This window comes from Nocardia jiangxiensis NBRC 101359 (genome assembly GCF_000308615.1).
Taxonomy (GTDB): domain Bacteria; phylum Actinomycetota; class Actinomycetes; order Mycobacteriales; family Mycobacteriaceae; genus Nocardia; species Nocardia jiangxiensis.
In genome coordinates, this window is the sequence record NZ_BAGB01000041.1 from 382,489 (window position 1) to 407,869 (window position 25,381).

A 25,381-nucleotide genomic window follows, 5' to 3' on the forward strand; every position below is an offset into this window, starting at 1 on the left:
TGCGATCTCCGGGCGAGGCAGCGAGGCCGCGACATGACCACGGTGCTGGCAGCGTTCCGCGAGGCGTACACGAATGCGTTACGCCTGCACCTGGATTCGCCGACCCAGTACACCCTCGCCGAAGGGTACGAACTCGGCCGCCGCGCGCTCGTCGAGGGCGTGAGCATCCTGGACCTGACCGAACACCACTTCCGGCTGCTGGGCCGGTGGAATCTGCTCGCCCCGCCGCCCGCGGCCGCGGCCCCGGAGCAGGCGGGCGGGGAACATCCCGGCGGTCCCGACGCCGGGGACACCGCACTGGAATTCCTGTTGCAGACCCTGGCCGCCCTCGATGTGGCCACGCGCGGATTCCTGGACAGTACCCGGTCCTACGAATTGCAGCGGCTGCGCGCCGAGGATCTGGAGGGACGCGACACCTTCCGCACCGCGCTGGTCGAATCGCTGCAGGACGGATTCTTCGTCGCCGATTCGCACGGCACCCTCACCGAGGTCAACTCCGCCTTCGGCGCACTGACCGGATACGGGCCGGAGACCGTGCCCTACGCGCTGCCGCATCCGTGGGCGATCACCGAGGAGACGCACTACCCGGATCTGGGCACCGAGGCGGCGCGGTTCGTCATGCCGGTGCGGCATCGGGACGGGCGGCGGCTGTGGCTCGCGGTCAGTACGTCCTCGCTGATCCGCCCCGAAGACGACGAGCGGATCTTCGTCGGCACGATCCGCGATGTCACCGCCGAACACGACGCGCAGGCTCGCGATCAGGCCGTCTCCCGGTTGGCGACCGCGGTCGCGGCCTGCACCAGCGTCGTGGAGGTGCTCACCGTCGGCCTGGACGAGCTGCGTCTGGCGATCGGCGCGGAGACCGCCGTGGTGTCGATGTGGCCGAACCGCCAGACCGGGCCGGAAATGTACGTCTCCGGTGAGGACGCGGTGCAGTCGCGGCAGGTGCTCGACGCGCGAGCGCGCGCGCTGCTGGATCGCGCCTGGGTCCGGCCGGGCCGGACGATGTTCGCGATTCCCGAGGGCGCGGCCAGTTCCGAGGGCATCGTGGCGCCGCTGGGCGAGACCGGCGACGCCGCGCTGTGGCTGCGTTTCGCCGCACCCCGCGCGATCAGTCCGGGCGACTGGGCGCTGTTCTCGCTGCTGGTCGGTCAGCTCAGCCTGGCCGTACAGCGCGCACGCAACTTCGACGCGGCCCGCTCCACCTCGCTGACGCTGCAGCGCGCGATGCTCGGGCCGATCGAACTGCCGCCGCGGTTCTCGGTGCACTACGAACCCGCGCTGCCTCCGCTCGAGATCGGCGGCGACTGGTACGACGTGGTGCAGCTCGCCGACGGCACGATCGGCCTGGTGGTCGGCGACTGCGTCGGTCGTGGTCTGTCCGCGGCGGTGGTGATGGGCCAGCTGCGCACCGCGGCACGCGCGCTGCTGCTGCGCGGGGCCGGACCGGCACAGCTGCTGGCCGAGCTGGACACCGTCGCCGCGCGCATCCCGGGTGCGATGTGCACGACCGTCTGCGCGGCGATCCTGGATCCCGAGCGCGGGACGTTCCGGTACTCCAACGCCGGGCACATGCCGCCGGTGCTGGCCGCCCCCGGAACGAAGGGCCATCTGCTCGAAGGTGGGCGGGCGGTACCGCTGGCGACCTTCGACACTCCGCAGCGTCCCGAGGCGACCACGACGCTCGAACCGGGTTCGACGCTGGTGTTGTTCACCGACGGGCTCGTCGAACAACGCGGCGTCGATATCGACATCCGCTTCGACGAACTGGCCGACGAGTTATCGGATGCGGCCGACATGCCGCCGCGGGAGGTCGCGGACGCCGTGCTGTCCCGGCTGCGACCGGCGGGCGGATACGACGACGACGTCGCCATGGTCGTCTACCGGCAGCCACCGCGCGCGTTGCACCTGGACGAGGCCGCCGAGGCGAGCCGCCTGTCCGGGATGCGCCGCCGTCTGACCGCGTGGCTGGGCGCGGCGGCGGTGCCCGCCGATCTGGCCACCGATCTGGTCGCCGCCGCCAACGAGGCGTGCAGCAACTGCATCGAGCACGCGTATCTCGGCGGCTCGCCCGGCCGGGTGGTGCTGTCCGCGGACTGCGCGCTGGACCGGGTCACCATCGAGGTCTCCGACGACGGCAGCTGGCGACCGCTCCCGGAGGATCCGGGTTACCGCGGCCGCGGGATCGCCATGATGCACGCGCTGACCGACGAGCTGACGATCGATCACGTCGGGGTGGGCACCCATGTGCGGATGATCGCCAAACTTCCGGCGGTGTCGTTCTCGGCGGCCAGCCGGGTCTAGCCACCGAGCCCTGCTCGCACACACAGCGCCCGCGCGCCCCCGGGGAGCACACCTCGTCGGCAAATGTCCCGAAAATTCGGAATACTCGGCGTACCTGGGCTTTTCGCGTTCAGGAATACTACGAAACACCGACAATCCACGGGACGATGCGGCATCCGGCGCGGGTTCGTGGCAGATTGTCTAGGTGACCAACACTTCCGGAGACGCGCATCCCCTCGCCGACGCGATGACCACATCGGTCTCGGTGCACGACGAAGCGACCGTGCTCACGGTCGCGGGTGAGGTCGATCTGGCGACCGCCCCGGCGCTGGAGAATGCGATCGAAGCAACACTGGGTGGTAAGCCCGGGGTCGTCATCATCGATCTGACCCAGGTGAGCTTCCTGGCATCGGCCGGTATGGCGGCCCTCGTCGGCGCGCACAAGCGGGCCGGGGAAACCACCCGCATCATGGTCGTCGCCGACGGCCCGGCCACCGGCCGCCAGCTCAAGGTGACGGGCCTGGACAAGGTCTTCTCGATGCATACGACCCTGGACGGCGCGCTGGCCGCGCTGCGCCAGAACTAGTACCTCGAAGTGCCCGTCGTCCCGGCATGTGCGCTGGGACGACGGGATTTCGGTCGCTTCAGACCAGGCCGCGCAACTGCTCGATGAGCTTGACCCGGTCCGCGGCGGTCTCGGCCATCGGCACCACGTTCAGCACGGTCACCCCGGCCTCGGCGAATGCGGCGACCCGATCCTTCACGAACCCGGCCGACCCGATGAGCGAGACGTCGCGCACCAGCTCGTCGGGCACGGCCTTGGCGGCCGCGTCCTTCTCACCGGCGAGGTACAGCTCCTGGATGCGGTCCGCGGCCTCGCCGTAGCCGTATTTGGTGGCCAGGGTGTGGTAGAAGTTCTTGCCCTTGGCGCCCATCCCGCCGATGTACAGCGCCAGGTGCGGTTTGATGAATTCGCGCAGCCCCTCGACGTTGTCGCCGATCGCCAGCGCGGGCCCGGCGAACACCTCGAGCTCGCCCAGGGCCGGATCCCGCTTCGCCTTACCCGCGGCCAGGCTCTCACCCCAGATGTCGTCGGCCTTCTCGGGCAGGAAGAAGATCGGCTGCCAGCCCTCGGCGATCTCCGCGGCCAGCTGCACGTTCTTCGGCCCCAGCGCGGCCAGCAGCACCGGAATGCGTTCGCGCACCGGATGATTGATCAGCTTGAGCGATTTGCCCAGGCCGGTGCCCTGCTCGGCGGGCAGCGGGATCGTGTAGTGCTTGCCCTCGAACGACAGTCGCTCGCGCCGCCACACCCGGCGGCAGATCTCCACGACCTCGCGGGTGCGGCCGATCGGGGCGTCGTAGGGCACACCGTGGAAGCCCTCGATCACCTGCGGGCCCGACGCGCCCAGGCCCAGGATGTAGCGGCCGTCCGAGACGTAGTCCAGCCCGGCCGCGGTCATCGCGGTCAGGGTGGGAGTGCGGGTGTACAGCTGCAGGATGCCCGAGGCCAGCTGCACGCGCTCGGTCTTGGCGGCCAGATAGCCCAGTGCGCTCACCGCGTCGAAAGAGTAAGCCTCCGGTACGAACACGATGTCCAGGCCCGCACGCTCGAGATCCGCGACCTCGGCCGCGACCTCCTTGAATCCGCCCGCATAGTTGATGCCCAATCCGATACGCATGAAGCTCAACCTACTGCGCATCGGCTATCGGACCGCGTGACCCCCCACACTCGAAGATCCGGCCACCGTGCCGACCCGGGGACCGGACCACGCACCCGGCGGCGGACCCGGTACGGTATTGCGCATCCCTCGCACCGATCGGCCCGCGCCGATCATTCGAACAGTCGCGCACCGAAACGGGAGGCCCCGCAACATGTCTCAGGACACCGCATCGTCCACCGGCACCACGACCTTCGGTGCCTCGGCCATCGGGCGGTACCTGGACGATCTGGCCGCCAAGATCCCCGCTCCCGGCGGCGGGGCGGTCGCGGCGCTGCACACGGCCCAGGCCGCCGCGCTGGTGGCCATGGTGGCCCGCTACACCACCCGCGCCAAGGATGCCGACAACCGGCCCGCCATCGACCGCATCATCGCCGCGGCCGACGCGGCGCGCGAGCGCTCGCTGGCGCTGGCCGACGCCGACGCCGAGGCCTTCACCGCGGTCGGCGCGGCCTACAAGCTGCCCAAGGAATCCGACGCCGAGCGCGCCGCCCGCGGCGAGGCGATCACCGCCGCGTTGCTCACGGCCGCCCGGGTGCCCGCCGCCGTGGTCGCGGAGGCCGACGAGATCCTTTCGCTCGCAGCCGATCTGCTGCCGATCGGCAATCCGAACGTGGTCACCGATATCGGCGCCGCGGCCGACGCGGCCCGCGCCGCGGCCACCAGTTCCCGGCTCAACATCGCCATCAACGTGGCCTCCCTGGGCAAGGGCGAGGGTGCGGAGTTCGCCCCGGTGCTCACCCGCATCGAGGAGCTCACCGCGCGCGCCGACGCGGTCTACACCGATGTGATGGCCGCCGTCCACCGCTGAGTGAAAATCCCGCCGAACAGCACATGAGCGGCGATGAGCGATGTTACGACATGCGACAATCTGGTTACGAAGCGCGCGCTTTCGACGGGTCGGCGTGATCATGAAGTTCTAAAATGAACGTCTCATAACCACACCAGCGAAGGGGTGGGGTCATGCGGAACATGATTCGTCATTTGTTCTTCGCGATCGTCATCGCAGCCCTCGCGGCGATTACCTCCGGTACCGCCGCCGCGGCATTGCTCACACCACAACAGATTCCTGCCGTCACGTCGATTTCACCTGCCAACGGTGCACTGGTGGGTATCGCACATCCGGTCACGGTCGATTTCGCGCAGCCGGTCACCGATCGTGTACTGGCCGAACGATCCGTCACGATCAGCACCGATCAGCGGTTACCGGGCACATTCGCCTGGAACGGCGACCGGGAACTGGTCTGGACGCCGGACCAGTTGCTGCCGGTCAACGCCCGATTCACAGTGCAGGCCGGACATGCGCAGTCGCGATTCGCCAGCAATGGCGGCACGCGCGCCGATGCCAATATGTCCACGCACACTTTCACCGTATTCATCCCCGGCCAGGCGCCGCGGGTGATGCCCGCATCGATGGGTAAACCGACCCGACCGACGCCGGTCGGCACCTTCCCGGTGATGGAGAAGGACCGCACCATCATCTTCGATTCGCGCACCATCGGCATTCCGCTCAACTCGCCCGAGGGGTACTACCTGAAAGGTGAATTCGCCGAAAGGCTCACTTCGGGCGGAGTTTTCGTCCATTCCGCGCCGTGGTCGGTCGGGCAGCAGGGTAATTCGAATGTCAGTCACGGATGCATCAATCTCGCGCCCGCGGATGCACAATGGTATTACAACCAGGTCAGCGTCGGCGATCCGGTGACCACGCACTGGTGAGTCGTGACGAGCCGGTGGCGAGCCGCGCGTTTCGGGCGCGGCTCGCCGCCACACCCTAGGCCCGGCTCGCTTCGGCCGCCCGCACGACGTGACGCATCAGCAGAGCGGTGGTGACCGGGCCGACACCGCCCGGAACCGGGCTCAACGCACCCGCCTTACCCTGCACCGACGCCGCGTCCACATCGCCGACGATCTTGCCGTCCGGTCCCTCGTTGGTGCCGACGTCGATGACCACCGCGCCCTCGCGCACATGGTCACCGGTGATCAGGCCCGCGCGGCCGGCGGCGGCGACCACGATGTCGGCGGCCGCGGTGACCGCGGGCAGATCGGTGGTGCGGGAGTGGCACACCGTCACGGTGGCGTCCTCGGCGAGCAGCAACTGTGCGAGCGGCTTGCCGACCACGTTCGAGCGACCCACGACCGCGACATGCTTTCCGGCCAGCGGAATGTCGTGATGCTTGGCCAATTCGACGACGGCCTCGGAGGTGGCGGGCGGGAAGCCCGGCAGGCCGGTCGCCAGCAGGCCCAGTGAATGCGGGCTGACCCCGTCGACATCCTTCGCCGCGGCAATCGCCGAGCTGACGTCCTGCAAGGCGACCCCGTCGGGTAGCGGCGTCTGCAGCATGACCGCGTCGACCGCGATGTCCGCGCACAGGCCCCGCAATTGCGAGCGGATCGCATCGGCGGTCGCGGTGGCTCCCAGATCGACTGTGTCACAATCGATTCCGAGACGTCCGGCGGCGCGCTGGAGCGACTTCACATACCAGCCGCTGGCCGGATCGTCATTGGCCACCACCAGCACCAGCCGCGGCGCGGCGCCCCGTTCGGTGAGTGCGGCCGCGCGCTCGGCGGTATCGGAGTTGAGGGCGGCGGCGAGTTCCTTGCCGATCAGCGAAATGGTGTCCACCCCTGACACCTTAATCGGCCCGCCACCGGCCCCGACGCGCGGCGCGCACTATCCGCTACTCCTTCGCTACCGAACAGATTCTGGTAAATTCACAACATCCAAATCCTCGTCCGACCCCTTTTCGATCCGTATCGTGGTGGCCGCTGTCCCCGAGCCAATTGCCAGCAACACAGCAGATCCGTTCGGTCGGAAAGGTATCGATAGCAGTGAAGATCGCACGCCGTGTCACCTACCTCCTCGCAGCCGCCTCGGCCTTCTTCGTCACGACCGGATCCCTCTCCGGCGTCGCGGCCGCCGACACCCCACCCACTCCCCTCTACCGTTCGGCACAGGCCGCCTTCGTCAGCGGCCACAACGCGGCCGGAATGCGGGACCTCGAGCGGATGGTCGCCGCCGCGCCCGCCAACCCGCAAACACTCGCCTTACAGGCCATCTGGGCCGATTACGCGGGTGATCTGATCACCCGGGAGACGGCCTTCAACAAGCTCGACACGGTCGATCCCGGCATGGCCGCGGGCGCACGCGGTGTGCTCGGGGCGATCGGCGCGGGCGTGGGCACCCTGCCCAATCCGCTCCCCTCCCTGATCGGTCCGCAGACCGCGCTGGTCGTGCTCGGCTACGGTCTGCTGCCGAACGGCGCGATGCGCCCGGAACTCGTCAACCGGCTGCAAGCGGCCTGGCTGCAGGCGGTCGCCGCACCCAATTCGCCGATCGTCGTCACCGGCGGCGCACCGCAGAACGGGGTGCCCGAGGCCGCCGCCATGGCGGGCTGGCTGATCGGGCACGGCATTCCGGCCTCCCGCGTCCTGGTCGAGGACCGATCGGGTTCCACGGTGCAGAACGCGCTGTTCAGCACGCGGATCATGCGGGATCGCGGCATCGGCAGCGCGGTCGTGATCACCTCGCCGAATCACATCCGCCGCGCGGTGACGGATTTCATCGTCGCCGGAACCCGGGTGGTGGGCGCGATGACCTCACCCAACGAGATCATCTCCCAGCTGGTGCCCCCGTCCAAGACCGCCCAGCGGGGCATCTACCTCGACGCCACCCACACCTTCCTACCGAATTCGGGTTAACCCACGGTTCTCGGCCACAATGAATCGATGATCGTGTCCGACATCGATTCGCTGATCACCACGCTGCGCACGGCGGGGTGTGTGTTCGCCGAGGAGGAGGCCGCACTGCTGGCCGAGGCGGCGGCCTCCGAGTCGGATCTGAAAGATCTTGTTGTACAACGAGTTTCCGGTGTACCGCTGGAACATCTGTTGGGCTGGACGGAATTTCGCGGACTGCGGGTCGCGGTGGCGCCCGGAGTGTTCGTACCGCGGCAGCGCACCGGATTCCTGGTCGAGCTCGCCGCCGCCGATCCGCACGACCCGTGCGTCATCCTGGACATGTGCTGCGGTTGCGGTGCGCTCGGTCTCGCGGTGGCGACCGAGTTGTCCGCCACCGGAGTCCGTGTCGAACTCACCGCGAGCGATCTGGAACCCGCCGCCGTGACCTGCGCCCGACGCAACCTCGCGCCGCTGAACGCATCGGTGTACCAGGGCGACCTGTTCACACCCCTGCCCCCGGACCTGGCCGGACGCGTACACCTGCTGCTCGCCAACACCCCGTACGTCCCGACCGCCGCTATCGCCGACATGCCGCCCGAGGCGCGCGATCACGAACCGCGCACCGCACTCGACGGCGGTCCGGACGGACTCACCGTCTTCCGCCGTGTCGCCGCCGCGGCACCGCACTGGCTCGCACCCGGCGGGCGTCTCCTGATCGAGACGAGCAGCGAACAATCCGCCCTGGCGACGGAAATCCTTGCGTACCACGGCCTCACACCGGCGATCGCCGAATCCGAGGAGCTCTACGCGACCGTCGTCATCGGGACCCGCCCGATCACCGAATAGCCCGAACTCTCCGACGAAACCACGTCATCGGGGTGGCAACCGGAGCGGACGGTTCAGGGTTGAGGTCGGATGACCGTGGGATACGCGGGGCCCGTCCCCGTGTCAGGCGGGTTCGATGTGCCCGATTGTTGTTGAGGCGACGGGGCTTGCGGGGTTGCTCCGCCCGGCTGTTGCTGGGGCGACGAGGCTTGCGGATGCGTTCCGCCCGGCGGCTGCGGGTATCCGCCCGGCAACTCGGTGCCCGCCTGGGGCGAGTATCCACTCGGCGGCTCGGCACCCGGCTGAGGTGCATATCCGGCCGGTGGCTGCGTGCCCGGCTGAGGTGGGTATCCGCCCGGCGACGGGGTGCCGTGAGGGTATCCGCCGCCGGTCTGCGGTTGCGGGTATGGGCCGCTCGTGGGAGGTGTGGGGGATGTCCCGCCCGGCTGCTGCTGGGGCATCGGCTGGGGTGACTGGATGCCGAATTGGACCGGGTATCCACCGGTGGATCCGCCCGGCCCCAACGCAGCGAGATTCTGCGTGATCGCGTCGATACTGGTCTGCACGCCCTGCAGACCGGCTTCGAAGGCCACCGGGTCGGGTTTGGTCGTGGCCGAGACATATTGGGCCACACCGGCTTCGACGGCCTCCACCGCTGCGGTGGCGTCCGGCAGCGCCTGGTCACGATGGGTCTGCGGCAGTGTGGCGATGGCGATCAGGTGGTTGTCCACCGCCAAGGCCGACTGTTCCAGTCCCGCACGCAGATTCACGCTCGAGGCAGTGTCGTAGGCGTTGACGCCGTGCAGGGCGCGGATCGCGTCCCGCAGTCGGCGGTGCAGGCGTGCCTCGGGATCGTGCGAGCCCGCCCACGACGACGGCGCGTTCGAGGGCATGCCCGGCACGATCTGGTTGTCGTACGCGATCGACTGCTTCTGGTGGCGGGCGATCACCGTCACGATCGCGACCACACCGCCCACCAGCACCAACAGCGCCAGCAGGATCAGCAGAAGTACCACCGCTCACCTCCGATGGATCGAATGGTGCACGGTGGTCGTGTGCCCGTGCCCGGTCGAATGGTGCCCGAACTTCATGTACAGCACGACGATCGCGATGACCACGATTATCGCCAGCGTGGCCGCTATCGCGATCTTGATCTTGCTCCACGGCCGCTCCCCGGACACCTCACCGGTCAGTCCGTTGATGTAGACATTGAACGGCCGATCCATGTAGATCACCGTCAACAACCAGATCGGCAGCAGGACGTGCTTGTACGCCAGTGAGTTCCAGGTCGAGTTCAACGAATGGATGCGCTGCTGGTCGCCGCCGATATCGCGGCGAACCGTGTGCTCGATCTCGCTTTCCATCTCCGAACGCGCCTCGGGCAGGGACTCCTCGGCGTCGCGGTCGTAGGTGCGGGCGAGATGACCGGCCACGTATTCGGGCGAGTAGGTGGTCGCGTCCTCGATCGGCCACGGTTCGAGCGTCTTGATCCGGCCGCGGTCGGCGTGCTCGTTGGCCAGCACCGGAACATCCACGAACTGGTTGGCGACCTCGCCCTGCACCGGATACCACCGCACCCGGGTCACCGTCTGCAGATCGCCGTCGCCGTCCCGGTAGGTCTCGGTGTACTCGATGCCCTGCTCGCCCTGATACCAGGTGTAGGTGTCGGCGTTGTAGGTGAAGTACGCGTGATAGACGCTCGCGAACGAGCCCATCCGCTTGTATTTCTTGAACTCACTGGGCGCGAACCACCGTCCGGAGACCCACTTCTCGACCAGGACGCGCGCGTTCTTCTCATCGATGCGGAAGGGCACCACGCCGTCGACCGGAAGCCGCGCGGGCGCATTGTGCACATCGTCGCGCTGGATCGGCGTGGCACAGTAGGGGCATCTGGTCGCGGTCAGGCTGCCGACGAACGACGTTGTGCCGCCGCAGTTCTGGCATTTGATCTCGTGATTCCCGGTGACCTCCGGCCCCGCGGTAGTGGCCTGCAACGCCCGCAGCTCCCCCATCGCCTCACGCAGGTCGCGCGCCGCGACGGGCGCCCGCGGCGCCTCGATCTCGGAGTAGTTGCCACAGTTCGGGCACCGCAACTTCTGGCTGGCGATATCGAACTGCAGCTGACCGCCACAGGCCGAACAGGGATAGGTCCGGGTGTGCTCTGTGACGTGCAGCATCGCCCGATCCGGTTGCGGTGGAGGCTGTTTCGCAGGCGCACCGGACTGCTGCCCTTCGACGCCGCCCGCCGGAACGAAATCGACCGCCACGGCCGCGGCCACCGGCGGCGGCCCCATCCGCCGTTGCGGCGGCGGCCCCATCGGCGGAGGCCCACCATACCCTCCACCGGGCTGTGGACCACCGGGGAATTGCGGCACACCAGGATTCGGACCGCCCGGCAACGGCGGCGGCCCGCTCGGCGACTGCGGCACACCAGAATTCACGCCACCTGGCAACGGCGGCGGACCGCCCGGCGACTGCGAACCACCAGAGTTCGAAGCGCCGGGTTGCGAACGTGGCCCATCAGGCGACTGCCGCACACCAGGATTCGATCCGAAATTCGCCGGAGGCTGCGAACCCCACGGCGTAGCACCGCCGGCGTCACGTGGCGGCACAGGAGCATTCGGTCGTCCCGGCAACGGCGGCACCGACCCGGCCGAACCGGGCAACGGCGGCGGCTCGGTTCCCGGCGGCTGCGGGCCACCCGGTCGCGGACCGCCGGAGGGCTGGAGGCCCGGCGGCGGAGGCGGGTTATCCCCCGGTCGAACCGGTTGTCCGCCACCGTAATTGCGCGTCGGCGCGGACGCCGGGTACACCTCGCCGGGCGCACCCGACGGACCCTGCTGCGGCGGGGTCTGCGGGGCACGATCTGGTTGCTGTGGGTTGTTCATGGTTCCCCCGGGACCGTACTGACAGGCAACGACCGGTCCGGACTACTGCGCGGGCGGCGGAGGCGGCGGGGTGCTCGGCAGCGGCGGCGGAGTGTTGAACAGGCCCTGCAATGCGGGCACCGTCTCGGCCGCGGCCCAACCCGACATGCCGTTGGACCACACGTTCGTCTTCGGCGTGAGCTGGCCGCTGGCGACGAACTGACGCAGCTGCTCGGCCGGATAGGGACCGGCGGCCTGGCCGTTGAGATCGATGTGGAACTGCTGCTGCGAGGGCAGCGGCGGAGGCGGCGGGGTGGGCTGACCCCCACCGGGCTGCGGCGGATAACCGGGCTGCGAGTAGCCACCCTGCTGCGGGTAACCGCCCTGCTGCTGATAGCCCTGCTGCGGGTAACCGCCTTGGTTCCCGGCGATCTGGCCACCGAGCGCGACGCCGAGTCCGGCCTGGATCGCCGCACCCATCGGACCGCCGCCCTCGTTCTGCGCCGCGGCCAACATCGCATCGGCGGTCTGGGCCTGCTGATAGCGGTTCAGATCGCCGACGTTGCTGAGGAATCCGCTCGCCTCCACACCGCGCGCGACACCGCGCGTCATGGCCTGCTGGATCTCCTCCGGCAGCGAGATCGACAGGGTGACCTGGTCCACGCCGAGGCCGAAGGACTGCACCCGCTGGGCGACGAATTCGCGCAACTTGTCGGACAATTCGACCTGACGGCCCTGCAGATCGATGGCGCCCAGGCCACTGGCCATCACCATGTCCGAGAACGCCAGCGCGATATTGCGCCGGATCATCTCGGTGATCTGCTCCATGTCCACGACGCTCTCGGTGCCGATCACCTGGCGCAGGAACGCCGCGGGATCGGTGACCCGGACGATGGTGGCGCCGTTGGCCCGCACCTGCACCATCTTGAAGTCCGGGTCGCGCACGGTCACCGGTTGCGGTGTGCCCCAACGAAGATCGGTCACCGGCCGGGTGTTGATGTAGTACACCTCGGAGCGGAACGGGCTGTTGAACCCGTACTTCCAGCCCTGCAGCGTGGACATGATCGGCATGTTCTCGCTGGTCAGCTGGTAGTGACCGGGCTGATACTGATCGGCGAGCTGACCGCGGTACACGAACAGCGCGTGCTGTCCCTCGCGAACGATCAGCTGCGCGCCGTTCTTGATCTCGTTGTCGTAGCGCGGAAAACGCCACGCCAGCGTCGTATTCGTATCATCGAGCCACTCGATGATGTCGATGAACTCGTTGCGGATCTTGTCCATCAGGCCCATGCGTCGCCTCCGTCCTCCCTCGGGCAGCTCAGCACCCGCCCGGCCCGAGTATGTCACAGGTGGGACGGACCGGGCCTCCCCATATCTCGGTCCGCCGCAACGCTTCGGCTACTGTTCGGATGGTCGCCGGTTCCGCTTCGCGATTCAGCTCTTGCGGCCGGTGAATTCCTCCATCGAGTGATAGACGCCGACGAAGTCCAGATACTGATCCCGCACCTTCAACGGCAGCAGACCGGAGATTGCCCGGTTGAACCGCGAGGTCCACGGCATGACGACCAGCGCGGCGCCCTTCTTCATCTGCGTCCATGCGGTGTGCACCGCATGGTCCTGCTCGATGATCGGGGTGAACATGAAGCCCTTCGCGCCCGCGAACATTCCGGTGTTGATGTAGGTCGGACAGAAGGTGGTGACCTTGACGTGGTCGTTCCCGGACTGTTCGAGCTCGAGCCGCACCGAATCCGACCAGCCCAGCGCCGCCCATTTGGAACCGGCGTACACGCTCATGCGGGGATTGGCCACCAGCGCCGCGGAGGACGCGATGTTCAGCACCCGCGCCGGGGTGCGGCGGGACACCATGGCGGGCAGGAATTCCAGCGTGATGTACATCGGCGCAAGGGAATTGATCGCCACGGTCTGCGCGATGTCCGCGCGGTTCGAGGTCTCCCAGAAGTACCCGTTGCCGCGCACGATGCCCGCGTTGTTGATCAGCACGTCGATATCGCCGACCTCGTCGCGGACCGCCGCGCCCGCCTCGGCGATGGCCTCGCGGTCCGAGACGTCGACGACCCGATGATGGACCGTGCCCGGACCCAGCGTCGCCAGTTCGACGGCCGTCTCCTTCAGCGCGGCCTCGTCGACGTCCCAGAGCATCACGTCCGCGGCCTTCTCGCGCATCGCCTGCTCGGCGAAGGATTTGCCAAGCCCCATGGCCGCGCCGGTGATCAGCACCTTCTTACCCGCTACCGAATCCATATCCACTCCTGTAGTCCGCACGTCTGCGGTCGAATGCGAGATCACTGCTGCCGCAAGGCCTTCATGACGCCGAAGTACAGCGTCATGGTCTTGGCCCACATCGCCTCGGACATCCCGGGCAGGGGCGCGATCGGCAGTGCGCGCTGCACCGCGATGGTCTGGGTGTCGATGTATTTGCGCAGGCCCTCGGGTCCGTGCCGGCGACCGCCGCCGGAAATGCCCAGTCCGCCCGAGGGCGCGGCGACACTCCCCCACGCGGCGATGAATCCCTCGTTGACGTTGACCGATCCGGCCTCGACCCGGGCCGCGATCTGCCGCGCCCGGCCCGTATCACGGCTCCACACACTGGCATTGAGGCCGTAGGCGGAGTCGTTGGCCTGCTCGACGGCTTCCTCGTCACTGGCGACCCGGTAGACCGAGACCACCGGACCGAAGGTCTCTTCCCGGTACACGGTCATCCCGTCGCGCACGTCGGCCAGGATCGTCGGCTCGTAGAAATAGGGGCCCAGATCCGGGCGCGCGCGCCCGCCCGCGAGCACCGTCGCGCCCTTGGCCACGGCGTCCTCGACATGCGCTGTGACGGTGTCGATCTGACGCTGGAAGGTGAGCGATCCGATCTCGTACGAGTAGTCGCGCGCCGAGCCGAGCGCCAGTTCCCGGGTGTGCTGGGCGAATTCGGTGACGAAGCGCTCATACACGCTGTCGTGCACGTAGATTCGCTCGATCGATTCACACAGCTGCCCGGCCGAGGCGAAGCAGGCCCGCACGGCGATCTTCGCCGCCGCGGACACGTCGGCGTCCGCCAGCACCAGCATCGGGTTCTTACCGCCCAATTCGAGTGAGCACCCGATCAGCCGCTCGCCGGCCTGCCGCGCGATGGTGCGGCCGGTCCGGCTGGATCCGGTGTAGTCGACATAGTCTGCGCGGGCGATGATCTCGCCGCCGATCACCGAGCCGCGGCCCAGCACCGCCTGCCACAGGCCCTTGGGCAGGCCCGCGCGTTCGGCGGCGTCGATCGCCCACAGTGCGGTGAGCGCGGTCTGATTGTCCGGGCGCGCGAGGACCGCATTACCGGCCGCCAGTGCGGGCAACGCATCGGAAACCGCAAGGGCCAGTGGATAATTCCACGGCGAGATCACCGCGACCACGCCCTTGGGTCGATGCCGCACCTCGACCCGGGTGAGCACCGGCAGCACACCGCGCGGGCTGCGCGGGGCCAGCAGTCGCTGCGCCTGCGCCGCGTAGTAGCGGGCGTTGACCGCGACGTCGCCCACCTCGTCGAATGCGTGCACGCGCGATTTACCGGTCTCGGTCTGCACGATGTCGAGGATGACGTCCTGTTCGGCGAGCACCAGATCGTGGAATCGCCGCAGCACCGCGACCCGCTCCCGCACCGGCACCTTCGCCCATTCGCGCTGGGCGCGGCGGGCGGTGACGAAGGCGTGCTCGATATCGGCGGTGTCGGACTGCGGCAGGTCGGCGATCTTGGCGCCGGTCGCGGGCGCGAACACCTCGACCGAGGGGGCCGCACCGGCCGTGGCCAGCGCCAGCAGGCGCTGCACCAGCTCGGACGGGAGCGCATCCGCGGGCGCGGTCTGCGGGGCGGTCGTCATCGTCGGCCCTCTCGGTCACCAGGTAGGACTATTAATTGAACACTCATGTTACATGAACACTTGTGTTAGATTAATAGGAGCGGACCGTATGCTGTCAAGCGAACGCCATCGATCGAGGAGGTTTCACCAGATGTCCAGCGGTGTGGTGGTCCCGCCTCACAACGGCGCCAGGCGCGGTCGGCCGCCGCAGACCCCCGAGCAGGCCGACGAGGTGCGCGCCCGGATCGAGCTGGCCACCGCCGCGGTCTTCACCGAGCACGGCTCGCGCGGACTCAACGTCGCCCGCATCATCGAGCAGGCCGGCATCTCCCGGCCGACGTTCTACCGCTACTTCGGCAATGCCGAGCAGCCGCTGCACTCGCTGCTGACGCTGTCCAACGAGGGCCTGGTCGGCGGGATCCGGACGGCCCTGGAGCGTTCGTCCGAACCGGTGCAGTTGGGCATCGCGATCATCGACGCCTATCTGGAATGGGCGCGCGGGCACGGCCCGATGCTGCGCCCGGTCTTCGCCGAACTGCACGACCCGGCCTCACCGGTTTCGGCCTACCGAGAAGAGGCATTCGACGATATCCGCGCCCTGGTCCGCACCAAATTCACCGAACTCGGCCGCCCCCTGCCCAGCCCGCTCGACCTGGACACCGCGCTACAGACCTGCGAATACGTGGTCTACCGCGTGTCCTCGGCCGCGAACCCGGGCAGTGAACCCGATCCCGCGCAGGTCACCGCCGCTCGGCTGACCATGATCCGCAGTGTGCTGGTCGCCCTGGGTAGCCGCGCCGATGTCGAACGGGCACTTGCGATTCCAGGAATCTTCGACGAGCCCGTCTGAGTCAGCGCAGCTCGATCGCGAACAACGAGCCGCACACCGCGCGATCCGAGCTCCGCCGACGATCGAACAGCGCAGACGCACACAGGCGAGCAGGCGCTTGAAACTGTGGCGGGCGAGTTGAGACCGAGATGTCGAAGTGGCGGCCGCGAAGCAGATTCAGCCGCGTAATCCGCTGGCGCGCAATACACGTCGGCCGATTCCGGCGCGGATGGCGTCCTCGGTGCCGATGATGCGGACGTGGTGGCGGGCGCGGGTGATCGCGGTGTAGAGCAGTTCGCGGGTGAGCAGCGTGGATTCGGGGCCGGGGAGCACGATGGACACCGTGCCGTACTGGCTGCCCTGGCTGCGATGGATGGTCATCGCGTAAACTGTTGTGACGCCGGGGAATTGGGTCGGGTGCACCAGATAGGGTTCGCTGCCGCGCTGTAGCGCCGCACGCAGTCCGCCGTCGGGGCCGCGCACGATCACGCCGGTGTCGCCGTTGTAGATGCGGGCCTCGTGATCATTGGCGGTGACCAGTAGCGGCTGGCCCGGATACCAGTGTCCGGCACCGGGTTCCGCGCCGATTCCGGACGCGGCGACCCAGCCCGCGGCCATGCGGTCCCAGCGCTCCACGCCGTATCGGCCCTGTCGGTGCGCGCACAGCAGGCGATGCGATTCCATGGCGGCCAGTGCGGCTGCGGCATCGCCGTTCTCGGCTGCGGCATCGCCGTTCTCGGCTGCGGCGGTGCACTCGCGGGCGGCCAGGATCACGTCGTCGCGGACGGCGGCGAACTCCTCGGGTTCGCACAGTGAAAGCTCCGTGCCGCCGTCGGCGAGTAGGTCCAGGGCGGTATCGGCATCGCCCGCGCGCACCGCGACGGCGAGTTCGGCGATCCGGCCGCCGAACCGACGACCACGAGTAAGGCGAATGATGCCGCCGCGCAGTCGATCCCGCTCCCGGGGACTCAACGCCTCAGGGCGGTCCGCCGCACCCGACTCTCCGAGGTCGTCCAGCACCTGTTCCAGCACCGGATTCGGCGGGCCCGCAACGGGTCCGGCCACCAGGTCCGCGAGTACCGCGCCCGCGTCCACCGAGGCCAGCTGATCCGGATCGCCCACCAGCACCAGGCGAGCGTCCCGGCGCACTGCGGGCAACAGGCGGCTGGTCATGGTCAGTGACACCATCGAGGTTTCGTCGACCACGATGACGTCGTACGGGAGCCGGTTGAATTCGTTGTGCCGGAAGCGGGTCGCGCCGCCGCGCTGCCAGCCGAGCAGACGGTGCAGGGTCGCGGCGGTGAGCTCGGGCAGATCCAGTTCACTCGCCTGCTCGCGCACCGATTCCTGCAGGCGCGCAGCCGCTTTCCCGGTCGGCGCGGCCAAGGCGATGCGCAGTTCGGGTGCATCCGGCATCGATCGCTGATGGGCCACCAGCAGGGCCAGGATCCGGGCGATGGTGTGCGTCTTGCCGGTTCCCGGGCCGCCCGCCACGACGGTCGTCCACTGGGTCGCGGCCAGCGCGGCGGCCACCCGCTGGCGGTCCGGCGGATCCCCGGGGGCGCTGCTGTCGGGAAACAGGCGGTCCAGCTGCCGTCGGATGGTTTCCGGATCGATCATGGGATGGGTCTCGGCGCGTTCGGTGAGCACCTCGCGGATGGTCTGTTCCTGCCGGTAGTACCGGTCCAGATACAGCAGCGGGCCCGCACCGGCGGACTCCACCAGGCGCAGCGGACGCAGCGGCCCGGCCGCGCTGCCTTGGACCAGCGGACTGTTCCGCAGGGCCGCGAGCACCCGCGTCTGCTCGGGCCAGGGCAGTGTCGCCGGATCGATCGGTTCGGCGGCGGAGTCCATGTCGGTGTCGAAACCCTCACCGTCCACGCCGATTTCGTGCATCCTGGCCAGTTCGAGGCAGACCGAGCCCGATCGCACCGCGCGCACTGCCAGCGCCGTCGCCAGCAGGACCGACTCGTCGTCCTCGCCGCCGAGCCGCCCGAGCCGAAGCGCCACGTGCACATCCGCGGCCGCGAGGACACCGGCGGCGTTGAAGGTGCGCAACAATCCGGTGGCCCGCTGCGCGAGCTGGATCGCGGTCATCGCCACTGTCCTGCCAGCAGATCGGACAGTTCCCCGGCCAGTGCGGGCGGCGGATCCCAGTCGAAAACCCCACAGCCGGGCGGTGTTTCGGGACCGATCATGCCGCGTACGAACAGATATCGGATACCGCCGAGATGCCGCGCCGGATCGTAATCCGGCAGACGCCAGCGCAGATAACGGTGCAGGGCAGCCGAATACAGGATCGCCTGCAGCGGATAGTGCGAACGCATCATCTCCGCGATCATCCGCTCGCGGGTGTAGTGCGCGACGGTCAGATCGCCCGTGCCCAGCCGGTTGGTCTTGTAGTCCACCACCACGAAACGTGGTCCGGGCGTGCGCAGGACGGCGTCGATACTGCCGGTCAGGAAACCGCGCAACGGGGTGTCCGGGAGCGTGTCGAGCTGGTCGGCGTATCCGGCGAACGGGTCGTCGGCGGGGAGGTGAGCGCGCAGCAGATCGGCGATTCGGCGCAGCGTCACCCGCTCCGGGCACGGGGTGTCCCCGCCCGCCAACGGCAGTTCGAAATCCAGCTCGCTGAGCCGATCCCGACCGGAGACCTCGGCCAGGCTGCCGGTTTCCATCGGCGTGTGCAGCACCGCGAGCAGAGCCGTGGCCAGGGCATCCGGATCGATGTCGGCGAGCAGCTCGCCGATGGCGTCCGCGCAACGGGTGCGGACCTCCGCGGCCAGGTCGGGGGCGTCGGTGTCGACGTATTCGAGCACACCGTGGACCAGCGTGCCGAAATCGGCGCCGTAGGGCAGATCGTTCATGAGTGACGGTGCGGCGGAGTCGAATTCGTCTTCCTCCGACAGTTCGGCGGAGGGTTCCGACGGCTCGTCCGAGACGCTCGTATCAGCCTCGGACTCCGCGGCATGCATATCGTGCGCACCTGCGGTGAGCGCGGAATAGGACGTACGCCGCCAGTCCTGGTCGACGACGCGATCGAACCGCGCCGCGACCAGCTCCGCGGTGGTCGATTCGTCACGTTCCCAGCGTGGCCGCACCGCTGCGGCGTGCTCGACCGGCCGCACCGCGATGACACCGCCCGGCGCTCCCTGTGCCCAGTGCGAAAGATGTTCCCCCACAACGTTGTCCGCGGGAACCTCGCCACGGCCCGGAACATCCGCACTGCCCGGCATCCGCCCCAGCATCATCCGGTGCAGCGGCGCGGCGGCAGTGCCGTAGGTCGGCGCCCACCAGGCCACCACCTGACACTGGGCGCGAGTCAGCGCCACGTACAGCAGGCGCAGTTCCTCGCCTGCCTCCTCGGTTTCGCTGCGGCGCTTGCGGTCGTTGTAACCCACGGCCTCCTGGCCGCCCACATCGAGCACCCGATTGCCCCGCTCGTCGTGGAACATCAGCGTCGCCGGATACGGATTGCGCGCGTTGTCCCAGGCGAACGGCAGATATACCAGCGGAAACTCCAGCCCCTTGCTGGCGTGCACGGTGGCGATCTGCACGGCCGCGGCGTCGCGGTCCAGTCGGCGGCTGCGATCGGCGACCGCACCGGAGGCCGGATCGCGCACCCGATCGCCCAGCCAGCGGGTCAATGCGCTCAGGCCCAGCGATTCGCGCAGCGCCACATGGTCGATCAACTGCGCGATATGACGCAGATCGGTCAGCTCGCGTTCACCACCGGCGACGGCGAGAAGCCGCGGGGCCAAACGGGTCTCGGCAGCCAAGCGCTCGAAGACGGCCGCGAATCCGGCCCGGCCGAACAGTCGCGCGCACTCCCGCAGTTGCTGACCGACGCGGCCGACGAGATCCGCACCGCCCGAATCGATCTCCGCGGCCGAATACCCCAGCAGCGGCGTCCCCGCGGCCAAGCGCACCCGGTCCGCGCGGTGCGGTTGTTCGAGCGCGCGCAGCAGCCACAGCCATTCGGTGGCGCTGCGGGTGGCGAATACGCTCGCGCCACCGGCCAGCACCGAGGCCACGCCCACCTCGTCCAGCGCGGCCCGCACGACATCGATCTGTGAGCGGGTCCGTACCAGGACCGCGATATCGCCTGGGCCCAAGGGGCGCTCGCCGATCCGCAGGCCGGAGTCCAGCTGCTGCACGATATCGGCGGCCAGATCCTCGGCGACCCGCGAGCGCTGACGGCCGACCGCGGGAAATCCGGACTTGTTCAGCGGTCCCGCGCCGGTGCGCCGAAACCACCTCAGCCGCAAGGGAGTCCGGTCGCCGTCGCCGGACAGGCGGGTGTGCGGCCGCACCGCGGCCACCGGATGCACCCCGATCTCCTTGTGCCCCAGCGCCGCACCGCCCATCAGATGATCCAGCGCGGCCAGCAGACCGGCATCACTGCGTCGGTTGACGCTCAATTCGCGACGCCGATCCGCCACCGCGACCGCGTCCAGATAGCTGAGCACCTCCGCACCGCGGAACGCGTAGATGGCCTGTTTCGGATCACCGACCAGCACAAGGGTGCCGTGCTCGTGGAAACACCGGCGCAGAATCTCCCACTGCAGCGGGTCGGTGTCCTGGAACTCGTCCACCAGCGCGACGCGGAACCGTTCGCGGATGCGGTCACGCGCCCGCGCGCCGTGCACCGGATCGGCGAGGACGTCGTGCAACAGCACCAGCAGATCGTCGAAGTCGCGAATACCGGAGAGTCGTTTGCGCCGTTCGGTTTCCGCGCGCACCGCTGCACCGAATGCGACCCGCTCCGTGGCCGTCGCATCGCCGCATTCCTCCTCGGGTACCAGCCGAGCCTGCCGATCCCGGACCGCAGCGACGGCCAGCGCGTGCGCATCCTTCAACGAGAAGGGCGGCACCGCCCGCGCATACCGCGCCAGGAACAGATCCTCGGTGACAGTGGCGACCAGATCGTCGACGTTCTCGACCAGCCGCACCTCCGGATCGTGCTCACCGGCCAACCCCAACTCGTCCAGCATCCGCTGGCAGAAACTGTGCGTGGTCGCGATGGTCCCCGCGTCGAACTCGGACAACGCGGCCAGCAACCGGGACCGCCGCAACCGAACCTCGGCCGAATCGGCCTGTGCCAGATGACGAATCAGCTCATCGTCACTGTGCACCGCGGCCTCCGGATCGGCCAGCGCCGCCGCTGCCGCGACGAACCGGTCCCGCGTGCGCTCCCGCAATTCCTGCGTCGCCGCCCGGCTGAACGTCACCAGCAGCAGTTCGGAGATATCCACCCCGCACTCGGCCACGTACCGCACCGCCAGCCCGACGATCGCATACGTCTTACCGGTCCCCGCGCTGGCCTCGAGCACGGTCGTCCCCGTCGGCAACTCCCCGCACAATTCGAACCCGCGCCCGGAGTTCCCCGTCGATGCCGGTGTCGTGGTGAGCGGACTCCCAGCCGGGGCCGGATCCGTGGCGCGCGACTCGGCGACGCTACTCGATGTCGGTTCGGTTTCCGCCGTTGATGATTCGCGTTCGCCGGTCGAAGGCTCGGCGTCAGGCAGTACGAGGTCGGCGGACTCGGCCGCCTCGGGCATGTCGAACAGGTCGGCGGTGGCCGGGGTGGCCGGGCGGCGGGACGCCGGGGACTTCGATGGGCGGCGCCGGGGACGATGGGCCGGGGCCTCGACGGGGAAAAGTTCCTCACTCATGGCTGTCCCTGGGTTTCGGCGGCGAGCAGCGGGGCCCACAGGCTGCGGGCGAGGGATCCGAAACGGGTGGATTCACCCGCCGGATCCGGTTCGGCCAGTTCGGTTTCCAGTAGTTCCAGGCGCGGGGCCGGGCCCCAGATGTAGCGCAGATAGCGGTCGGTGTGCTCACCGAAGGGCTTGGGACCGTGTGGGCCGCCGAGGAATTCCTGATCGGCGGCCGTCCGGGCCTCGTCCACACTCGCACCCTGACAGCGGCGCTCCGCGTAGACCGACGAGGCGGCCGTGGCGATCGGCAGCGGTTCACTCAGGCCCAGATCACGCAACCCCACCAGCTCGCGCAGAATATCCTGTGCCACAGCGCCATTGGGGGCGGCCAGCACCGAACGCCATGCGGGACGGCCGAATCGGCCGCGGCCGATGGTCAGCGCCTGCCAACTCTGATGCCGTTCGGTAGCGGCCAGAGCCAGTACCCGCACCCAGGCCGCGATCCGGTGTTTGGGGGCCAGGCGGGAGAACGTGGTCCGCACCACCGCATCGTCGTGCACATCGGCGACCGTGCCGCGCAGCAGTCTCCCCTCGCCCAGATCGACCGCGATATCGATACTGCGAGAAGGTATTTCATGGATCGGCCGGGCCACCCGAACCAACCGGTCGACGGTGCTCTCGATCTCGTCCAGCACCGCCCCGCCGAGCCCGAACGGCGGCAGCGTCCCGCGCCGCCATTCGGCCGCGCGCAACGTCTCGGGCTCGGCGCCGTGCAGACGCGCGGTCAACATGCGCTCGCCCATATTCCATTTGGTGAGGCCGTCCAATTCGATCGGCAGCCGCTCGTCGATCTCCTCTTCCTCCTCGGGCACCCGGATCCCCAGGCGCTGCCACAGAAATGCCCGGACCGGATGTTCGACGAACGAGATCAGTTCCGCGAGTTCCACATCCGACCGTGCGGCGGCGGGCAGCGGTGCGGGCAGGAAGCTCGTCGGCGGATTTACCGCACCGGCCGCGGCCTGCGCACCGGCCAGGGCGATCGCATCGAAGCTGAACGGGCGCACCGGATCGAAATTTCGACTGTCGAAGGCCTGCAAGGGATGTCGTGTCACCACCGAATCGAGACCAGCCCCCGGTTGCGCGGCCAGCACGTCGAGCAGCTCGGCCAGCGGGATCGCGGGCGGGCGATGCGCGCCGGTGACCGGATCGGCCCCGGTGTGCAGTACCACCAGCCGCTCCCCGGCCGCCATGATCGCTTCCAGCAGCAACTGACGATCCTCGCTGCGCGAATCGCGTTCTCCCACATGTGGATCGCGTGCCAGCACGTCGTCTCCGTCGATACCGCCCGCCCGGGGAAAGACCTCGTCGTCCAGGCCCAGCAGAACCACCACGCGATGCGGCACCGAGCGCATCGGCGCCAGCGTGCACACGGTCAGCTCACCGGTGCGGAAATTGGTCCGCACGGACCGCCCGGCCAGCCGCGAATGCAGCAGCGCGGCAATATCGGGCAGCCGCAATGCGAGATCGCCGCCGTGTTCGAGGGCCGCGCTCAATTCACGCCGCGCCTGCACGGCCTGCCAGGTGTTCGCATACGACACCTCGGTCAGCAGATCCAATGCCCGGCCGAGCACCTGCGCCCACTCGTGCGCCGGGCGCACGCCTCCGGCCGGATCGACCGGCGTCGGCCCGCGCAGATCACGCACACAGACCGCGAGACGGTCGGTGAACTCGGCGAACCGCCCGGCAAGATCCACATCGCCGGAGTCCACGTCCTCGAGTGGCAGTGCGAGATCGAGCCAGTCCTCGGATGATTCGCCCGCCGCGACGCCCAACAGGATCCGGTCCACCGCGGCGTTGAGCGTGTTCTGCGCGAAGTCGCCGAGCCCGAACGCCTGCCGCTGGCGCTGCCCGATCCCCCATCGCGCACCGGTCTCGGCCGCCCACTCCCGCAGCCGCTCGATATCGTCGTCGTCGAATCCGCACCGCATCCGGACCGGTTCTGCCGCAGCCAGATCCAGTACCTGGGTGACGGTCACCCGGCCATCGGCCAGGTCGAACAGCGCCAGCAGCACCGCGAGCACGGGATTGGCGGTGCCGGCCGTCCGGTCGGCGAGCCGCACGCGCAGGTCGTGCGCGGGATTGCTTGCGGCCGTGGCAGTCTCGCCCGACCGAGGATCGGCATGCGGTTGCCCGAACGCCGCTCGCACCAGCGGCGCGAAACTTTCCACGTCCGGGCACAGCACGATCACATCGCGCGCCTCGAGGGTCGGATCCTCGGCGAACAGGCCCAGCAGGACGTCCCGCAGCACCTCCACCTGCCGGGCGGGCCCGTGACACGAGTGCAGCCGCACGGTGTCGTCACCGGGCATCGGATCCGGCAGCGGCGGCCACACGTCCGACCGGATCCCCGCCTGCAACCTGGAAAGCACTGTGCTCGAAATTGTTTCATCACCGCCCGGATGATGAACATCGATCGCCGGGCCCATCCTGCGCACCCGCTGCTGCAACTCGCGCACATCACGTCCCAGGGCGGCCAGCAGCGGATGCGCAACAGCCAGCGCACTCGAATCGGCCGACCGGCGCGCGGCATCGGGCGCCGGATCGACCGCGTTCAGGGTGGCCCACATCGCCGGACTCGGATGCACCAGCCACACGTGCACGTCGCGATGTTCGGCCAGCACGGACAGCACGTTCACCTGATCGACGCTCAACCGGGACGGGCCGAACAGCGAAATCCGTTGCGGCAGTTCGATGATCTCGGGTTCCGCGCGCAATCGCGCACACGCCTCCGACAGTCGTTCCGCGGGACTCGGCGTGCCGATCCCCGCGCGCAGCCGCCGCCACAGCTGGGGCTGCCACCGCAGATCCGCCGGAAGCTCCGCACCGAATCCGTCGGTATCCGCCCCTGCGGCCCAGTCGGCGATCACACTCGGCCGCTGGGTGGCATAACCGTCGAACAGCGCCGCGACGCCCGCGGCCGTGGCGAACCGCCGACCCGCGCGATACGACCGTCCGGACGGATCGTCCGCACCGAGATGCCGCGCCGGAACCGCACACCACGTCTCACCGACCGAGGCGTCGAGCACCCGCAGCAGCGACCACACCATGCGCTCGGGCGCCCACGGATCCGCGTCGGCGGCGATACCGCTCGCCGCGCCCAGCACATCGGCGATCAGCCCGGCCACGGACGTGAAACGCACATTCGCACAGACCCCGTCACCGGCGTCACCGCCCAGCACCCCGGCCAGCCGCTGTGTGAGCCAGCGCTCCACCCCCTTGGCTCCGACCGCGACGACCTCGGCCGCGAACGGGTCCTCGAGCGGCCGGGCCAGCACCGACGCGAGCTCACCGGCGAGGGTGTCCGCCCGTTCGGCCCGGTGGATGTGCAGCGCCATGGACCGCCTCTCCGTCTCTTCCGCGCGGCTTGCGACACCGCGACCGGTGAACTGCGCCCCCGACCCGGTCGCCTGCCGATCGACCACGCGACATTACCGCCTGCGATCGTGCCGCCCACGCGGCCCCGCACCCGAGACCGTTCGTCCCCGCCCCGGCGAACCGCACGTGACGACTCGAACCGCTAACCGGGCCCGACAATCGTGCACCCGCGCCAGGCCGACCCCACGCCCGACACACCGTGACGATCCGGACACGCCGACGATCACAT

The 25,381-nt window shown here is 69.0% G+C and carries 17 protein-coding genes; 7 read left to right on the forward strand and 10 right to left on the reverse strand.

Annotation, left to right across the window (positions count from 1 at the left end):
- Window positions 1–33: 33 nt before the first annotated feature.
- Both ON40_RS15830 and ON40_RS15835 read left to right on the forward strand, forming a co-directional pair.
- Window positions 34–2,304 (forward strand): SpoIIE family protein phosphatase, encoded by a 2,271-nt coding sequence (locus ON40_RS15830; RefSeq protein ID WP_040823166.1) that lies wholly within the window; start codon window positions 34–36, stop codon window positions 2,302–2,304.
- A 184-nt stretch (window positions 2,305–2,488) separates the two neighbouring features.
- Window positions 2,489–2,869 carry an STAS domain-containing protein gene (locus ON40_RS15835; RefSeq protein WP_245567818.1) on the forward strand — a complete coding sequence of 127 codons (381 nt, stop codon included), beginning with the start codon at window positions 2,489–2,491 and terminating at the stop codon, window positions 2,867–2,869.
- Between the two features lie 58 nt (window positions 2,870–2,927).
- Here the strand turns inward: ON40_RS15835 and ON40_RS15840 are convergent, their stop codons facing one another.
- Entirely contained in the window at window positions 2,928–3,965 is a 1,038-nt protein-coding gene (locus ON40_RS15840) for an LLM class F420-dependent oxidoreductase (RefSeq protein ID WP_040823169.1), read from the reverse strand.
- A gap of 193 nt (window positions 3,966–4,158) precedes the next feature.
- Here ON40_RS15840 and ON40_RS15845 point away from each other — a divergent pair, with 193 nt between their 5' ends.
- Both ON40_RS15845 and ON40_RS15850 read left to right on the forward strand, forming a co-directional pair.
- Window positions 4,159–4,815, forward strand: a complete 657-nt coding sequence (locus ON40_RS15845; RefSeq protein WP_083895664.1) for a cyclodeaminase/cyclohydrolase family protein — start codon at window positions 4,159–4,161, stop codon at window positions 4,813–4,815.
- Window positions 4,816–4,967: 152 nt separating this feature from the next.
- Window positions 4,968–5,720: a L,D-transpeptidase gene (locus ON40_RS15850; protein ID WP_040823172.1), complete on the forward strand. Its 753-nt coding sequence runs from the start codon at window positions 4,968–4,970 to the stop codon at window positions 5,718–5,720.
- Window positions 5,721–5,775: 55 nt separating this feature from the next.
- On the opposite strand, the gene ON40_RS15855 is transcribed toward ON40_RS15850, so the two are convergent.
- On the reverse strand, window positions 5,776–6,627 hold the full coding sequence (locus ON40_RS15855; protein ID WP_040823175.1) for a bifunctional 5,10-methylenetetrahydrofolate dehydrogenase/5,10-methenyltetrahydrofolate cyclohydrolase: 852 nt from the start codon (window positions 6,625–6,627) through the stop codon (window positions 5,776–5,778).
- Window positions 6,628–6,833: 206 nt separating this feature from the next.
- Here ON40_RS15855 and ON40_RS15860 point away from each other — a divergent pair, with 206 nt between their 5' ends.
- The gene (locus ON40_RS15860; protein ID WP_040823178.1) at window positions 6,834–7,703 is read left to right on the forward strand and encodes a YdcF family protein; all 870 of its coding nucleotides are present in this window, start codon (window positions 6,834–6,836) and stop codon (window positions 7,701–7,703) included.
- A 27-nt stretch (window positions 7,704–7,730) separates the two neighbouring features.
- Complete coding sequence (locus ON40_RS15865) at window positions 7,731–8,528, forward strand: putative protein N(5)-glutamine methyltransferase (protein WP_040823181.1); 798 nt, start codon at window positions 7,731–7,733, stop codon at window positions 8,526–8,528.
- A gap of 53 nt (window positions 8,529–8,581) precedes the next feature.
- Here ON40_RS15865 and ON40_RS15870 read toward each other — a convergent pair whose 3' ends face one another.
- The 5 genes from ON40_RS15870 to ON40_RS15890 form a co-directional block, all read right to left on the reverse strand.
- On the reverse strand, window positions 8,582–9,523 hold the full coding sequence (locus ON40_RS15870; RefSeq protein ID WP_040823183.1) for a hypothetical protein: 942 nt from the start codon (window positions 9,521–9,523) through the stop codon (window positions 8,582–8,584).
- A 3-nt stretch (window positions 9,524–9,526) separates the two neighbouring features.
- Window positions 9,527–10,825, reverse strand: coding sequence for a TFIIB-type zinc ribbon-containing protein (locus ON40_RS15875; protein WP_174435035.1), 1,299 nt, complete (start codon window positions 10,823–10,825; stop codon window positions 9,527–9,529).
- Between the two features lie 612 nt (window positions 10,826–11,437).
- Window positions 11,438–12,664, reverse strand: a complete 1,227-nt coding sequence (locus ON40_RS15880) for an SPFH domain-containing protein (RefSeq protein ID WP_040823186.1) — start codon at window positions 12,662–12,664, stop codon at window positions 11,438–11,440.
- Between the two features lie 144 nt (window positions 12,665–12,808).
- On the reverse strand, window positions 12,809–13,636 hold the full coding sequence (locus ON40_RS15885) for an SDR family NAD(P)-dependent oxidoreductase (RefSeq protein WP_040823189.1): 828 nt from the start codon (window positions 13,634–13,636) through the stop codon (window positions 12,809–12,811).
- Window positions 13,637–13,677: 41 nt separating this feature from the next.
- Complete coding sequence (locus tag ON40_RS15890; protein WP_040823191.1) at window positions 13,678–15,249, reverse strand: succinic semialdehyde dehydrogenase; 1,572 nt, start codon at window positions 15,247–15,249, stop codon at window positions 13,678–13,680.
- A gap of 130 nt (window positions 15,250–15,379) precedes the next feature.
- Here ON40_RS15890 and ON40_RS15895 point away from each other — a divergent pair, with 130 nt between their 5' ends.
- Complete coding sequence (locus ON40_RS15895) at window positions 15,380–16,078, forward strand: TetR/AcrR family transcriptional regulator (protein ID WP_051193151.1); 699 nt, start codon at window positions 15,380–15,382, stop codon at window positions 16,076–16,078.
- A 156-nt stretch (window positions 16,079–16,234) separates the two neighbouring features.
- Here the strand turns inward: ON40_RS15895 and recD are convergent, their stop codons facing one another.
- The 3 genes from recD to recC are packed head-to-tail and all read right to left on the reverse strand — an operon-like array spanning window position 16,235 to window position 25,112.
- Window positions 16,235–18,154, reverse strand: a complete 1,920-nt coding sequence (gene recD / locus ON40_RS15900; protein ID WP_040824235.1) for an exodeoxyribonuclease V subunit alpha — start codon at window positions 18,152–18,154, stop codon at window positions 16,235–16,237.
- Entirely contained in the window at window positions 18,151–21,732 is a 3,582-nt protein-coding gene (locus ON40_RS15905; protein WP_083895666.1) for a UvrD-helicase domain-containing protein, read from the reverse strand. The genes recD and ON40_RS15905 overlap by 4 nt, the downstream gene beginning before the upstream one ends.
- A complete protein-coding gene (gene recC, locus ON40_RS15910) occupies window positions 21,729–25,112 on the reverse strand; it encodes an exodeoxyribonuclease V subunit gamma (protein ID WP_040824240.1) in 3,384 nt (1,127 codons plus the stop codon). The genes ON40_RS15905 and recC overlap by 4 nt, the downstream gene beginning before the upstream one ends.
- Window positions 25,113–25,381 lie beyond the last annotated feature (269 nt).

Bases quoted from the DNA above. Each gene is read 5' to 3' on its own strand.
- ON40_RS15885 (WP_040823189.1), bottom strand. From the start codon at position 13,636: ATGGATTCGGTAGCGGGTAAGAAGGTGCTGATCACCGGCGCGGCCATG.
- ON40_RS15875 (WP_174435035.1), bottom strand. From the start codon at position 10,825: ATGGGGCCGCCGCCGCAACGGCGGATGGGGCCGCCGCCGGTGGCCGCG.
- ON40_RS15880 (WP_040823186.1), bottom strand. From the start codon at position 12,664: ATGGGCCTGATGGACAAGATCCGCAACGAGTTCATCGACATCATCGAG.
- ON40_RS15830 (WP_040823166.1), top strand. From the start codon at position 34: ATGACCACGGTGCTGGCAGCGTTCCGCGAGGCGTACACGAATGCGTTA.
- ON40_RS15905 (WP_083895666.1), bottom strand. From the start codon at position 21,732: ATGAGTGAGGAACTTTTCCCCGTCGAGGCCCCGGCCCATCGTCCCCGG.
- ON40_RS15850 (WP_040823172.1), top strand. From the start codon at position 4,968: ATGCGGAACATGATTCGTCATTTGTTCTTCGCGATCGTCATCGCAGCC.
- ON40_RS15845 (WP_083895664.1), top strand. From the start codon at position 4,159: ATGTCTCAGGACACCGCATCGTCCACCGGCACCACGACCTTCGGTGCC.
- ON40_RS15895 (WP_051193151.1), top strand. From the start codon at position 15,380: ATGTCCAGCGGTGTGGTGGTCCCGCCTCACAACGGCGCCAGGCGCGGT.
- ON40_RS15865 (WP_040823181.1), top strand. From the start codon at position 7,731: ATGATCGTGTCCGACATCGATTCGCTGATCACCACGCTGCGCACGGCG.
- recD (WP_040824235.1), bottom strand. From the start codon at position 18,154: ATGACCGCGATCCAGCTCGCGCAGCGGGCCACCGGATTGTTGCGCACC.
- ON40_RS15840 (WP_040823169.1), bottom strand. From the start codon at position 3,965: ATGCGTATCGGATTGGGCATCAACTATGCGGGCGGATTCAAGGAGGTC.
- recC (WP_040824240.1), bottom strand. From the start codon at position 25,112: ATGGCGCTGCACATCCACCGGGCCGAACGGGCGGACACCCTCGCCGGT.
- ON40_RS15890 (WP_040823191.1), bottom strand. From the start codon at position 15,249: ATGACGACCGCCCCGCAGACCGCGCCCGCGGATGCGCTCCCGTCCGAG.